Raw genomic sequence first — 13,695 nt, forward strand, 5'->3', positions numbered from 1 at the left:
CTTTAGTATAACTGCGCTACTCCAGGACTCTCAAATAGAGTCAGAGTTAAATACGCATGACAAGGCCCGCGCCAGCGCACGTATCAGCCCGGCGCTCTTGCCGCCTGAACCGAGGACGAACGACGCAACCGAAACCGCACCGGTGAAACGGGATTTTTTTACCGCGCGGGCGATGCTGCGGATTGGCCGGAAATCACGAAGCCATCGGTCGTCTTGGCGGCCTTCAGTCCGTAGATCGCCGCCAAAGTCTTCGCAAAATTCTCATTCTCGCCAATGTCGAAGACGCCGCTCAGGCGCGCGCGCGCGACATCGGCACCGTCACGCAGCACGATACGCCGATTGCTGTAGCGATTCATTTCCGCAATGGCCGCGGGCACCGGCGTCGCGTCGAACACCAATTCGCCTCGTCGCCATGCCGTGACATTATCGATCACCGGGCGATCGATGATCGGCGCCGCGCCAGCCCCGTTCAGCTTCAGGCGATCACCCGGCCGTAACGTCAGATGGGGTGCTCCGGCCGCCGCCGCGATCTTGCCGACGATGACCTTACCGGTCAGCAAGGTCACTTCGACACCGCTCGGGTCGCGGCGAACCGTGAACGATGTCCCGACGGCGCGCACATAATCGTCGCCCGCTTCCACATAAAAGGGCCGATCGGGATTATGCGCGACCTCGAACAACGCCTCACCGCGATCGAGAATGACTCGGCGATCGGCATCGGTATACTCCACCTCCAGCCGGGTGTCGGTGTTGAGGACCGCCCGGCTTTCGTCGCTCAGCCGGATCGAGCGCTGCTCGCCGACCGCCGTCATATAAACGGGCGACGCAGCGAAATGGCGCTGAACGCCGATGAACAGCAACAGGCAAACCGCAAGCGCGGCCGACCAGCCATAAGCCGGCGTCAATTTCGGCCACGACCAGCGCCGTGCGGGCGTGGCGCGCGCTCCGGCCCGATCGCCCGCAACCGCAACGCCGAAATCGCGCCACAGCGCCGATGCCTCGACAAAGGCGCTGCGATGACTTGGATGCTCGACCAGCCAACGTTCGAACCCTGGATCGCGTTGGCCGGACAAGCGGGGCCCGGCGGTCCGCACCACCCACAGCGCCGCCTCCGCCGCAACGGCGTCGCCGGACCGCGGCGCGATGTTACTACCGCTCACTGCTCGCCCATCCATCGCGTCAGAAAAACCATCCCTTTGGCGAGCCTCTTCTCGACTGCGCTTTTCGTGAGCCCATGATAGCGGGCTATTTCATCCACGCGCAGTCCTTCAAGCCTTTGCGCGCGCAGCATCTGGGCTGTCAAAGGGTCAAGCGCGTCGAACGCCCGTTTCAGCTGTTCGATGCGCTGCTTCGATCCCCAGGCTTCATCAGGCCGGGGCGCGTCATCAGCGACGTCGAAGTCGAGTTCGGTATCGACTACCGGCGAGCGGGTACGACGGCGGCCCGCATCGACCGCCAGATTATAGGCAGCACGCACGAGAAAGGCCTCGGGCTCGCGCACCGACTGGTCGGCGCTATATTGTTCAAGCCGCACATAGGCGTCCTGGACGAGATCCTCGATATCCTGATCCAGCACACCGCGTCGCCTCAATGCGAGGCCCACTCTGCGCAGTATTTTCTGCAGAGCTGCCATGCTACTCCAACACGACGTTACCCGCCCAGCGCGGCACCGTCGTCCCTAGTGCAGTTACATGACAAAATTGCTTCAGACCGGCGCTGATTACGCGATCGAGTGATCTTTCAAACGAGAGAAATTGACCCGACAGAATATCACGCCAGCGTGACGCCCACTTCAAGAAACAGAAGGTCTGGGCAAGAGGTGCGAAAATGATCATTGCACGCCTCGCCATAGTCCCGACGGTCATTTGACCTTCGGGCGGCGCCTGCTTCCAAGGGTAAATCATTATCGAGTTGAGGTTGATCGAGATCAGGGCAATCCAATTGATCACTGCTATTAAGGAAGTGCCCTAGGGCCTGAGGCAATTTTGATTCAGCGCTGGTTTTTGGAGGCCAGCGCGGAGAGATATGCCCAGGTGTGTCCATGGGTTAGAGCACGGTGAAATTTTAGCCTGCCCGATGGGCGACGTCGATCGCCCTATTACGGCGACAATTTGGCGCCCCCTAGATGATATGCCTACCCGAATACAACATGCTATTCTATGTAGCTGTCTTATAAGTACTTCATAAACCAATGCTCCGCGAGACTAATACTCCACCGATCATGACAATGTCGTACCGGACGAGCCACTATCAGCAGTCCGCCCGACTGTTTGTCATGACGATTGTCGCAACAACCGTTCTCATCGGGAAGGAGAGCGGAGAGCATCACGCTTCTCCCGGTTATTGTTAATTAACGGAGAGCGGGCCGCTCACTTGCGGGGCGGCCGTCTGGGCATTCGCCATATTGTCGTCATTCCTCCCGCCAGGCGCGGAGGCCCCGCAAGGCCGCAGCATGCATCGTGCCGCCGATCTCGACCACGCGCTGGCGCCATATCGGGTCAGCCGGATCATAAGCCGCCCGTAATCTCGCTCGTAGTATGGAGCGCAGACCGACATTCTCCGGTTCACGCCCCAAGCGCAGCCACCGGTCGATCATCACGGCTTCAAACGCGGCGAAGTTCGAGACGGTGCCGATCTCGATCGGCGCTCCAACAATGTCGATGTGCGGCGCCAATCGGCGCAGGCCAGGCAGCAACAGGCCTGACCAATCCGGTGTTTCACCCGAATCAAAGGCCTCATCTTCGCTCTGGAGGCCTTGATCAGTCCACCAGCCTGCCATCCGGCACCGCGCCGCCGAGCCCGGTGCATCGAGCGCAACGACCAGTGGCCGGCCATAGTCACCGAACCCGGTATGCCATTCCAGATACGCCATATTCCGGCAGGCGCTGAGTTCGGTATCGACGATGCGCTTGAACACATCGTGCGACGGCGACGGTCGAGCTCCGCCGAAGCCGATGCCATCCGGATGGCTATGCTGCCCGCCGGTAAACGCCGTCAGTGCCGCCCCTGCGCCCAGTTCGCTGCTGAGCGATTGGAACAGCGCCCCGACACGGCCCGACAAACCGTCGTCCCAGCGGCCTGGGCAAACGATATCGTGAATCCGCGCATAATCGGGGTTGCGCCGAAGCGCGGCATCGAAATCGACGAAATTGCGCGAGAGATCGACATTGTCGCCATCGACCCGATGGCCGTGCGAAACACCCCAAGGGTTAAGCGTATGGATCATCACCACATTGCAGTCATTGCCCAGGTCGCGGGGGTCGAGTGCGGCGGCAAAGGCGCGCTGCGCAGCGGATCCCGCCTGCCCTTCCGCGCCATGCACGCCCGAAATCGACAACAATGTGCCGGGCGCGCGCTCCGGCCCGATAACGGCCCAGTCGATCGTCAGTTCTTCACCGCGCACGCCCGTCCCGGGAATGATCGCACACCTCAGGCGGCCATCCAGTGCGGCCATCGCGGTACGGAATGCGCTGCGGGCCTCCTCATAGCTCTCGACGAACAACGGCATGATCTCAGCGCCGATCGCTGGAGGGCTCGACTGCCAGCAGCGGCACGGTGAACAGGAAGCTGGTCAGGTACAGGCCGGCCGCCAGAAAGCCGATCATATGCGCGCCATAACCGGCCAGCGTCGCACCGATCGCCGGGCCGATTGCCGATCCCAGCGCGAGCAGTGCCGCGCCCATACTGCTCCACCGGCCACTGCGATCGAGCCGCGCCAGCGCGCCCAGGATGAAGGGCAGGCCGAAGAACCAGGCGGTCTTCACAATCACCGCACCCGCCACATAGGCGGCCATGACCGGCAGCGCGAGCAGCAGCGCCGACGCGATCAGCCCGGCAAAGGCGAGCGCATTCGGACCGCGCTGACCGAAACGGCTTCCGGCGGTCATCGACAATATCGCTCCGGCGATCGCGCCGAGCACTGAAATCCCCAGCAGCACGCCGACCTGGCTGCGATCGAGACCGACCGCCAGCCCCATCCGCTCCTGGAACGACCATAAGGTGGTGTGACCGGCATAGAGGCACAGCAGCGCCAGCGCGCCACAGATCGCGGGAACATTGATCGTCCAGCCACTCTCCACCACCTTGCTCGCCAGTGCCGCCAGCGGCGGTGCGGGCGGGATCAGTCGCGTACAGATCAGGCCGATCACCGCGACCATTGCCAGCACTGCGACGATCCCCAGCAAGCCGAACGTCTGCGCGATCCAGCCCGACAAGGTCAGGAGGACGGCGGCATAGGTCAGGTTGACGAAGGTGGCGATCGCCCAGACCCGTTGCGGATCGGCGCGCCCGGCATAGGCGGCGAACACAGTCGATGCGGTGAAGCCCATCGCCAGGCCAAAGGCGGCGCGGATTGCAAGCAGCGGCACGAAGCCGCCTGCTCTGGCTGTCAGCAGGCTGGTGACGATCATTACCACCAGCCCGGTCGCGGCGAGCATCGGACGCTTCGCCCGGTGCAGGATGAGATAGAAGAGCAGCAGCCCGAGCGCATAAGCGCCATTCTCCGCCGCGAGCGCCAGGCTTGCCTGCGATGCAGTCAGATGAAGCTCGTCGATATACAGCCCAAGCATCACCGGGCTCAGCGTGGCGCTGGTCATTGCGCCGGTCCCGATGACGATCAGCGCGGCGAGGCTGGCCGGCGATTCCAGCAACCGCTCACCCGACATAAGTAATTGCCTGTGGCGCGGTGAAGGCGGCAAGGCCCGCCAGCCCGCCCTCGATCCCGAAGCCGGATTGCTTGCGCGGTTCAAACGGCGTGCCGAGCGCGAGACCCGGCCGGGCTGACGGCGTGACGATCACGTCCAGCGATCCGACCGACAGGCCGGCAGCGATCCGCTCGGCCGCGTCCCGGTCCGCCCCCCAGACGGTTGCGCCGAGACCATAAGGGCCATTATCGGCCAGCCTGATCGCTTCTTCCGCATCGTCATATTCCTGTACCGTCAGCAGCGGGCCGAATATCTCCTGCTGCACCAGCGCGCCATCCTGGGCCGGATCGAGCACCAGTTCCGGCGCAACATAGAAGCCGTCCGCCGACAGACCACCGGGTACCTCCGACAGCGACACGACCCGCCCGGTCTGGCGCGCAATCTCGCGGAAGCGCTGAACGACCTCATATTGGTTGCGGCTGGCGAGCGGCCCAAGCCGCGTCGCCGGATCGCGCGGATCACCGATCGGCCAGTCCGCCGCGGCGGCGCGTAAACCCTCGACCGCTGCGTCGAGGCCCCCTTTGGGCACCAGCAGCCGGGTGCGCGCCGCACACCATTGGCCGGTATTCCAGAAGGCAGCGGCAAAGACACCGGGCCAGATCTCGGGCTGATCGATCATGTCGGGCAGCACCAGCTGCGGCGACTTGCCGCCGCATTCCATCATCAGCGGCTTGAGCGAGCGCGATGCCGAGGCCTGAATGATCGCCTGGCCGGTGCGGGTCGAGCCGGTAAAGGCGATCATGTCGACACCGGGATGCGCCGCCAGCGCCGCACCGGTGGTGCGGCCGGCGCCTGGCACGACATTGAACACGCCGGGCGGCAGGCCCGCTTCGCTCGCCAGCTGCGCGAGCAGCACGGCGGAGCGCGGCGATAGTTCCGATGGCTTGAGCACCAGCGTATTGCCCGCCGCCAGGATCGGCGCGGCACGGATCAGCACATTGGCGGTGGGGAAATTCCACGGCGTGATCGCCCCGACCACGCCGCGCGGCCGCCGCACCGCGCCGTCGGCGCGATCCTCCAGTGCGGGGATCATGCCGGCATAATGACCGATCAGCAGCGGTCCCTGCGCAATCAGCGCCTTGGCGTCGGCCGTCGGGCGACCCACTTCGAGCGTCTCGAGCCAGGCAAGCTGCTCGACCTCCTCGGCAATGCGCGCGGCCCAGCCGAGCAGCAGCCCAGCACGATCGGCCGTGCCGATCCGCCCCCAGTCACCAAGAAAAGCCGCGCGCGCCGCGGCCACCGCTGCCTCGACCGCCTCGGCCCCGCCATCATCGAACCCGCCCAGAACCTCGCCAGTCGCCGGATTGACGCTGACGATCGGATCACTGCCGAACGCCCGGGTCTCGCCGTGAATCCAGGCATGGCCCAGCGTTTCCGGAAACGGTGCATCCCAGTCAGGCAAAGTCCGGACAGCGGCGGGGGAATTCATACGGGCATTCCAATCAGGTCTGCGGCCCTGTCGCCGATCATCATCGCGACGGCCTGGGTGTTTCCGCTGATGTGGCGGGGCATGACGGAGGCGTCGGCGACGAACAGCCCCGCAACGCCGCGAACCTTGAGCTGCGGGTCGACCACCGATGCGGCGTCCGATCCCATCCGGCAGGTGCCGACCGGGTGATAGATCGGCCCCGCCAGGCTGCGGATCTCGCGCTCGGCCGCGGCGTCGTCTCCGCTCAGATCGGGCCAGCCGATCCGCTCCACGACAAAGTCGCGAAACGCCGGCGCATCGACGATACGGCTACACAATTCGACCCCGCGCCGCAGCGTCGCCAGATCCTCGGGCGCGTCGAGCAGCTGCGGATAGATCAGCGGCGCGGCGGTCGGATCATTGCTCGCCAGATCGATCCGCCCCTTGCTGCGCGGATGATTGACGCTGGGAACCACGCTGACCATCGGGAACGGCGCCAGCTTGCGGTCGGCGCCGCGGCCGATATGGCCGAACACCGTCAGATGGATCTGGATATCCGGTGACTGCGCCCCGACCAGGGTTCGGGCAAAGCCGACCGCCTGTGCGGTCGGCGCGGCGGCAGGCCCCTTCCCCACCAGCCAGAGCAGCATCGCTCGCGCCATCCCCAGCAGACCGACTTGCTGGTTGATGGTCGGGACCGTCACCTTCAGGCCCATCCAGATGCCGGCATGCTCCATCAAATTGCGGCCAACTTCTGGCGCATCGACCACAACCGGAATGCCAAGCTCAACCAGCCGCGCCGCTGGCCCAATGCCTGACAGCATCAGCAATTGCGGCGTGTGGATCGCGCCGCCCGAGAGGATCACCCCTTTTCGCGCGCTGACCGTGCGGATCAGGCCGTCCTGCTCGAATTCAACACCAGTCGCCCGACCGCCCTCGAAGATTACGCGCCGCGCCCGTGCACCCTGCAGCATGACCGCAGCACAGTTGGCGATCGCCGGCTCCAGAAAGGCGGTGAAGCTATCGTGGCGGCGGCCTTTTCTCGCCGAACTCTGCACATAGCCAATGCCGTCCTGCCGCTCGCCATTGATGTCCGGATTGAACGGTAACCCCGCCTCACCCGCCGCCGCAATGAAGCGCGGCGTGAGTTCATGGACATAGGGCAACGGCGACACGTGCAGCGGCCCGGTCGCGCCGCGGACCTGGGACTCGGCATCCGTGCAGGTCTCGATCCGTCGGAAATAGGGCAGCACATCGCGATAACCCCAGCCATGCGCTCCAAGATCGCGCCACGCGTCGAAATCTTCCGGTGCACCGCGAACGAAGATCGTTCCGTTGATCCGCGTGCTGCCGCCGGGACCAAGCCCGCGCGGCCAATCCTCGGTCCGGTCGAGCCGGCTTGGGTCGGGCTGCGACACCAGCTTCCAGTCGTAAAAAGGATGGCCGTTGGTGTGGATCGTCGCGGCGGGAATCGCCTCGATCTTCAGCCGCCCCGCCCGCCCCGCTTCAAGCACCGCGATGCGGGTGCCCGGCACAGCAGCCAACCGCCCGGCAACGGCGCACCCGCTCGCGCCAGCACCAACCACCACATAGTCGAACGTCTCGTTACCGCCCTTGCTCATGCCGTTTTGCATCCCGCACCAAGCTTTAGGTCAACCATCTTGAGAAAGAAGCTCGCCCCGACTGGTAACAGCCGATCCTCAAAATCATAATCCGGGCTATGCAGCATTGGCGTATCGCCGGCGGTGCGGGTGCCGAGCAGGACATAGGCACCGGGCAAGCGTTCCAGCATATAAGCGAAATCCTCCGATCCGGTGACCGGCGGCATATCGCGAATCACCGAGTCCGCGCCGAGCATCTCGCCCAGGGCAGCGGCCGCGATCGCGGCTTCACCGGCATTGTTGACGGTCGGCGGGAACAAGATGTCGAACGTCACGTCGCAGGTCACGTCATGCGCCAGGTCGATACCCGCGCAACGCCGGCGCAGCTCCGCCTCCAGCGCCTGCATCGTGGGTGCGTCGAACGCGCGCGCGGTCCCGGTCAGTGTCACACCATCGGGCACGACGTTGAACGCGCCGCCGCCGTTGATCGAGGCAACGGTGATCACTGCCATGCCGCTGGCGACGATCTTACGCGCCGGTATCGCTTCGATCAGGGCGACAAGCCCTGCCGCCGCCGATACCGGGCTGGCGGTGAGGTGCGGCATCGCCGCATGACCGCCGCGCCCACGCACCTCGATCTGGAACCGCGCAGCCCCCGCACAGGCTGGACCGACATGGACCGCCGCCGTGCCGAGCGGCAAGGGCGGCGCATTGTGCAGCGCGAACACCGCGTTGCAGGGAAAGCGCTCGAACAGCCCCGCATCGATCATTGCTTGCGCGCCGCCCAGGCCTTCCTCGGCCGGCTGGAAGATCAGATTGACCGTTCCCGCAAAATCACGCCGCCCGGCCAGCACTTGCGCAGCGCCAAGTAGCATCGCTGTATGTCCGTCATGGCCGCAGGCATGCATCAGGCCGGGCCGAGTCGAGCGATAGGCCGCCCGTCCCTGTTCTTCGATCGGCAGCGCATCCATATCGGCACGCAGCCCAATAGCCGGCCCTGAGCGATCACCCTTGATCACCCCCACCACGCCGGTGCCACCTACCCCTATATGGGTTTCAATGCCCCAGGAGCGCAGCCGCTCGGCAACGAATGCAGCGGTTTCCACTTCCTCGAAACCAAGCTCGGGATGCTGATGGAAATGCCGCCGCCACGCCGTCATCTCGGCGACAAGCGGGGCGATCTCTCGATCCAGGGTCATGGCCGGGTTCATCATGGCTCCGACCTTAGGCCGAGACGCCGGCGAAACGCTTATGGTCGCAGCGGATGGATTATGCGGGCCGCACTATTTGTGTGGCAGCGTCGCGTGCAACCGATGGGCTCATCCCGAAATAAGCCTTATAGGCCAGCGAGAAATTGCTGAGATGGCCATAACCGCAACGCTCGGCGATCTCGCTGACCGACAGGGTCTCCTCGCCAAGCCAGGTGCGCGCGCTTTCCATTCTTTCCTTTTGCAGCGCCTGACCAATCGTCTCGCCATAATAAGCGCGGAACGCGGTGTTCAGACGAGTCCGGTTGGTGCCGACCGCGCGGGCCAGTTCTGCAACACCGAACGGCTGATCGAGATGCTCGGCGATGATCGCGCGAACCTGCTGCACCCGACGGACTTCGCGTTCGGTCAGGCCATGATCGTCGGAGCGCTTGAACTGGCCGATGAAAAAATCGAGCAGCAGACAGGTCAACTCATCGATCTTGGCGCGCTTGAATCGCTCCTGCGTCCAGGGCGACCGGCGCGCATTGAGGATATCCGCGGCACAAAGCGCCGCGGCACGTGGCAGCTGGTACCGCCGGAACAGGAGACGCTGCGACAGGAATTCGCTGGCCGCGCGAACCTCCTGCCCTTCATCCTCGAACCCGGCGATCCGGCCATTGCCGAGACGGGGGAAGAACAGTGTAACCGACCGCTCCTCCGTATCGCTGAGGATGATCTGGCGCTTGACCACCCCCGACGGCTGATGGGCAATGACCAGACATTCGCCTGCGATCTCGGACGTCGGCGCATCGTTGAACTGATATTCGCCGGCCCCGGTTAGCTGCACTTTGAACGTCAGACGATCGTCGCCGACCAGTTGCTCGTCGATCCGGCTGCGCGAACGGCCATCGATCACAACGCCGCTGATCTCGTCATCGCGGAGAAAGTGTTCGAAGCGTCCGCTCACATAGTGCGGGACCTCTCCATGTAATTCTGCGAGCGCCATTGATCTTGCCTCGGGTAAGCAGCGTGCCAGGCGTCAGCTTCGCATGGAAGCCGGCCCTTGCCAAATTGCCGCCGGCACGGTCGATTTTCTGCGCGCACCATAAGTCGCCCGCCCCCGCGCATAACAACATCCGATCAAAAGGCGTGGATGAGTGATCGGGTTGAAATACCCAAAAAGGCGACGCGACCCCCAATCAGGCGCGGCGTACAGGGCGAGGGACGCCCGGTTGGGACGGAGGGACATTATGCGACATCATCTTAGCACCACCGCCTGGACTGCGCTCGCGCTCGCGGCCATCGGCGGCGTGATCCCATTAGCATCGGCGCAAGCTCAAACAGAGCCTCAGCCCCAGGTTCAGCCCCAGCCACAGCAAGAAGAGGTAGCCCAGAACGACGACATCGTCGTTACCGCCCGCAAGCGCAACGAGCGCCTGCAGGACGCTCCGCTGTCGGTCTCCGCATTCTCCGCAGCAGATCTGCGCCAGGGCAATGCCCGCGATTTCAAAGATGTGCTGCGCAAGGTGCCCGGCGTGTCCTTCTCAGGCGCCGAGCTGGGCCAGAGTCGCTACAGCATTCGCGGCGTCAGCACGACCTCGCCCAGCCCGACCGTCGGTATCTATCTCGACGACATATCGCTGCTCGGCGTGACCAACGCGTTCAGCGGCGCGGCCGATCCAGTGTTCTTCGACTTCAGCCGGGTCGAGATCCTGAAAGGGCCGCAGGGCACCTTGTACGGCGGCAGCGCAATGGGCGGCGCGATCAAATATGTCAGCCATGCGCCGGAACTGGGCAAGACCACAGTCGATACCGCGGCGGGCATATCGACCACCGCGCACGGCGGCGTCTCCTATCAGGGCGAAGCAGTGCTCAACCTGCCGCTGTCCGACAAGCTCGCGCTGCGCACAGGTGTGCTCTATCGCAACAATGCCGGCTATATCGACAATGTCGCGAACGCGACTGCCGTCGATGTGCGGACCAGCACAACCGCGCCACCCGCGACGTTGACGCCGCTCGCGCGGCCCTCGCTCAGCACCCTGACCGACAAGGATCAGAATTCGGACCATGTGCTGGCGGTGAAAGCGGCGTTGCTGTGGCAACCCGATCCGTCGCTCGACATCACCCCGTCGCTGTTCCGCCAGGCCTATCGCCAGAAGAATACCGGCGCCTTCTGGACCAACCTTCCCGATTTGCAGAGTTCGTTCCGGCTGGCGCAGCCGACCAACGACGATCTCGGCGTCTATTCGCTGAACATGGTCAAGCGGCTGGGCGGCGTCGATCTCACATCGCTGACCGCCTATGTCGACCGGTCGGTCCGGTTCAACCGCGACTATTCCTTCTATATCGCGACGCTGGTTCCCGCGCTGTACGGCGTCAATTCGCCCAACGCGTCGAACAGCACGACCAAGACCTTCAGCCAGGAACTGCGTGCGGCATCGTCCAATCCCGCCGCGCGGCTGCGCTGGACCGCCGGCCTTTATTATTCGCATCAGCGTGACGAGCTCGACCAGACCGTCAACTCGATCGGAGTCGGCGCCTTGCTCGGGACCGGCACCGACACGGTCTATCACGGCAACACCGTCAGTAAGCTCACCCAATATGCGGCCTTTGCCGACCTTACCTTCGAGATAGTACCGGGTCTCGATGCCACCGCAGCGCTGCGGTATTTCCACCTCAAGCAGACGATCGACACACGCGGCAGCGGCGTGCTCAACGGCGGCGTCACGCACGGCGTGGCCGACACCAGTCAGAGCGGGGTCAATCCGAAGTTCGAACTCGCCTACCGCGCCAGCCGCGACGCGCTGATCTATGCCAGCGCGGCCAAGGGCTTCCGCCCCGGCGGCGGCAATCCGTTCGCCGTGGCGCCGGGCCAGTGCCAGGCCGATCTGGCCAATCTCGGCCTATCCTCGGTGCCGATCAGCTACCGGTCGGACTCGCTCTGGACGTATGAAGTCGGCAGCAAGAACCAATTCCTCGATCGCCGCCTGACACTGAACGCCGCAGCCTTTCGTACCGACTGGAAGAATATCCAGCAGAATGTCTTTCTGCCCGGCTGCGGCTTTTCGTTCAGCGGCAATGTCGGCGGGGCAAAGATCAAGGGCGCGGAACTGAGCAGCCAGTTCGTGGTGGACGGCCTGACGCTCGGCGTCGCGGCAAGTTATACCGATGCCAAGATCTCCAGAAGCGCGACCGGCGTCTCTGCCAAAGTGGGGCAGCCTGTGCTCGACACGCCGAAATGGATTGCGAACGCCAATATCGCCTATCACTTCCCGATTAGCGGCGATGTCACCGCGACGGCACGGGCCGATTATCAGTATCGTAGTTCCAGCCTGAGGATGTTCGAGGACAGCTTCGTCGTCACGACGCCCACCGGCCCGGTCCTGAGCAACAATTTCACGCAACGGCAACAGTCGTATGACGTGGTCAATCTGGGTGTGCTGATCGACACCGGATCCTGGCAGGTCAACCTGTTCGTCAACAACCTGCTCGATAAGGCCCCGCTGCTCGACCATAATGTTGTCAGCGGGATCGAGGCCGCCATCACGCTGCGGCCAAGGACGATCGGCCTGGGCGTGCGCCGGCAATTCTAGGGTGCGCGGCTGGAGGATCGCGAAGATGGCGGCGTTGCTCGCTCTTGCCGGCGGCGGCGCGGCCATCCTGCTCGGCATGGCCGGTATCGGTCCGGTCGCGACCGTCATTGCAACCTTCGAGTCGCCGTCGCTGCCCTTCGATGCCGCGCATGTTCCGCCCGAGCCCGATTATGCCCGGGCCGATGCATGGCTGGCCTATCCGGGGCGTGGCGGACTCGAACGCTCGACCATGCCGGGCGTGACGGCTGTCGATGAAGCGAGTGCGCCGGCCGATGTCTTCTTCATCCATCCGACCACCTATCAGCAAAGCGATGTCTGGAATGTCGCTTATGATAACCCGTCCGAGTTCGACCCCGCTGTCCTGCTCGGCCAGGCCAGCGCGTTCAACGGCTGCTGCCGCATCTTCGCACCGCATTACCGCCAGGCATCGTTGCGCGCGCTGGACAAAAGCCGCCCGGCAGTGGCGCTGGCCTATGCCGATGTCGCACGTGCCTTTCGCTATTTCATTGCGCACGAGAATAAGGGCCGCCCATTCCTGATCGCCGCGCACAGCCAAGGCGCGATGCACGCCGTCCGGCTGCTTCAGGCGGAGATTCTCGGCACGCCGCTGCAGGCGCGTCTGGTCGCCGCTTATGTTGTCGGTGCCTATGCGCCGGCGGACTTCGGCACGATCGGCCTGCCGGTCTGCGACGGGCCACGCCAAACCGGCTGCATTCTGTCCTGGAACACCAGCCAGACCGGGCGCACCGGTGCATTCCAACTGGTGCGCGACAAGACCTATTGGTGGCGCGGCAGCGAAAAGAGTAGCGGTCAGCCGCCGGCAATCTGCATCAATCCGCTGACCTGGCGCAGTGAAGGTGCGGCACCCGCCGACGCCAACCCCGACAGCCTGCCATTCCCCAAGCCGAGCGCCGACAAGACGAGCCGATCGCTGCCCGCCCTGACGCCGCATCTGACCGGCGCAGTGTGCGACGAGAGCCTGCTCAAGGTCGATATTCCCTGGTCTGCACCGAGGGGCTTTCACGACGCGCTGAGCCTTCTCTATGGCAGCTATCATCTTGGCGACTACGGCATCTTCTATGCCGCGATCAGGCGCAATGCTGCGGACCGCGTCGTCGCCTGGGAGGCGGCGCGCAGGAAGCCAAAGCGAGATTGAAGCGAGGACGGGAAAGCCCGGTCGCACGTCATTGCGCGGGGCTC

10 protein-coding genes are annotated in these 13,695 nt (G+C 64.3%); 2 read left to right on the forward strand and 8 right to left on the reverse strand.

The window, feature by feature from the left end:
- Nucleotides 1–158 precede the first annotated feature (158 nt).
- The 8 genes from OO12_RS16345 to OO12_RS26990 form a co-directional block, all read right to left on the reverse strand.
- Entirely contained in the window at nucleotides 159–1,160 is a 1,002-nt protein-coding gene (locus OO12_RS16345; RefSeq protein WP_052215956.1) for a FecR family protein, read from the reverse strand.
- Nucleotides 1,157–1,633: an RNA polymerase sigma factor gene (locus OO12_RS16350; protein WP_034159797.1), complete on the reverse strand. Its 477-nt coding sequence runs from the start codon at nucleotides 1,631–1,633 to the stop codon at nucleotides 1,157–1,159. The genes OO12_RS16345 and OO12_RS16350 overlap by 4 nt, the downstream gene beginning before the upstream one ends.
- 777 nt (nucleotides 1,634–2,410) lie before the next feature.
- Nucleotides 2,411–3,508 (reverse strand): DUF2817 domain-containing protein, encoded by a 1,098-nt coding sequence (locus tag OO12_RS16360; RefSeq protein ID WP_034159799.1) that lies wholly within the window; start codon nucleotides 3,506–3,508, stop codon nucleotides 2,411–2,413.
- 4 nt (nucleotides 3,509–3,512) lie between these two features.
- Entirely contained in the window at nucleotides 3,513–4,664 is a 1,152-nt protein-coding gene (locus OO12_RS16365; protein ID WP_034159800.1) for an MFS transporter, read from the reverse strand.
- Nucleotides 4,654–6,132 (reverse strand): aldehyde dehydrogenase family protein, encoded by a 1,479-nt coding sequence (locus tag OO12_RS16370; RefSeq protein WP_052215958.1) that lies wholly within the window; start codon nucleotides 6,130–6,132, stop codon nucleotides 4,654–4,656. Before OO12_RS16370 ends, OO12_RS16365 begins: the two co-directional genes overlap by 11 nt.
- A complete protein-coding gene (locus OO12_RS16375) occupies nucleotides 6,129–7,733 on the reverse strand; it encodes a GMC family oxidoreductase (protein WP_034159801.1) in 1,605 nt (534 codons plus the stop codon). The genes OO12_RS16370 and OO12_RS16375 overlap by 4 nt, the downstream gene beginning before the upstream one ends.
- On the reverse strand, nucleotides 7,730–8,911 hold the full coding sequence (locus OO12_RS16380) for an amidohydrolase (RefSeq protein WP_034159855.1): 1,182 nt from the start codon (nucleotides 8,909–8,911) through the stop codon (nucleotides 7,730–7,732). Before OO12_RS16380 ends, OO12_RS16375 begins: the two co-directional genes overlap by 4 nt.
- A 70-nt stretch (nucleotides 8,912–8,981) precedes the next feature.
- Nucleotides 8,982–9,869: an AraC family transcriptional regulator gene (locus OO12_RS26990; protein ID WP_052215959.1), complete on the reverse strand. Its 888-nt coding sequence runs from the start codon at nucleotides 9,867–9,869 to the stop codon at nucleotides 8,982–8,984.
- A gap of 283 nt (nucleotides 9,870–10,152) precedes the next feature.
- Here OO12_RS26990 and OO12_RS16390 point away from each other — a divergent pair, with 283 nt between their 5' ends.
- Together OO12_RS16390 and OO12_RS16395 are read left to right on the forward strand one after the other, a co-directional pair.
- The gene (locus OO12_RS16390; protein WP_034159802.1) at nucleotides 10,153–12,495 is read left to right on the forward strand and encodes a TonB-dependent receptor; all 2,343 of its coding nucleotides are present in this window, start codon (nucleotides 10,153–10,155) and stop codon (nucleotides 12,493–12,495) included.
- Between the two features lie 25 nt (nucleotides 12,496–12,520).
- Complete coding sequence (locus OO12_RS16395) at nucleotides 12,521–13,651, forward strand: DUF3089 domain-containing protein (protein WP_160296830.1); 1,131 nt, start codon at nucleotides 12,521–12,523, stop codon at nucleotides 13,649–13,651.
- Nucleotides 13,652–13,695 lie beyond the last annotated feature (44 nt).

Origin of the sequence: Sphingomonas sp. ERG5, assembly GCF_000803065.1 — a bacterium.
In the GTDB taxonomy this organism is placed as follows: Bacteria; Pseudomonadota; Alphaproteobacteria; order Sphingomonadales; family Sphingomonadaceae; genus Sphingomonas.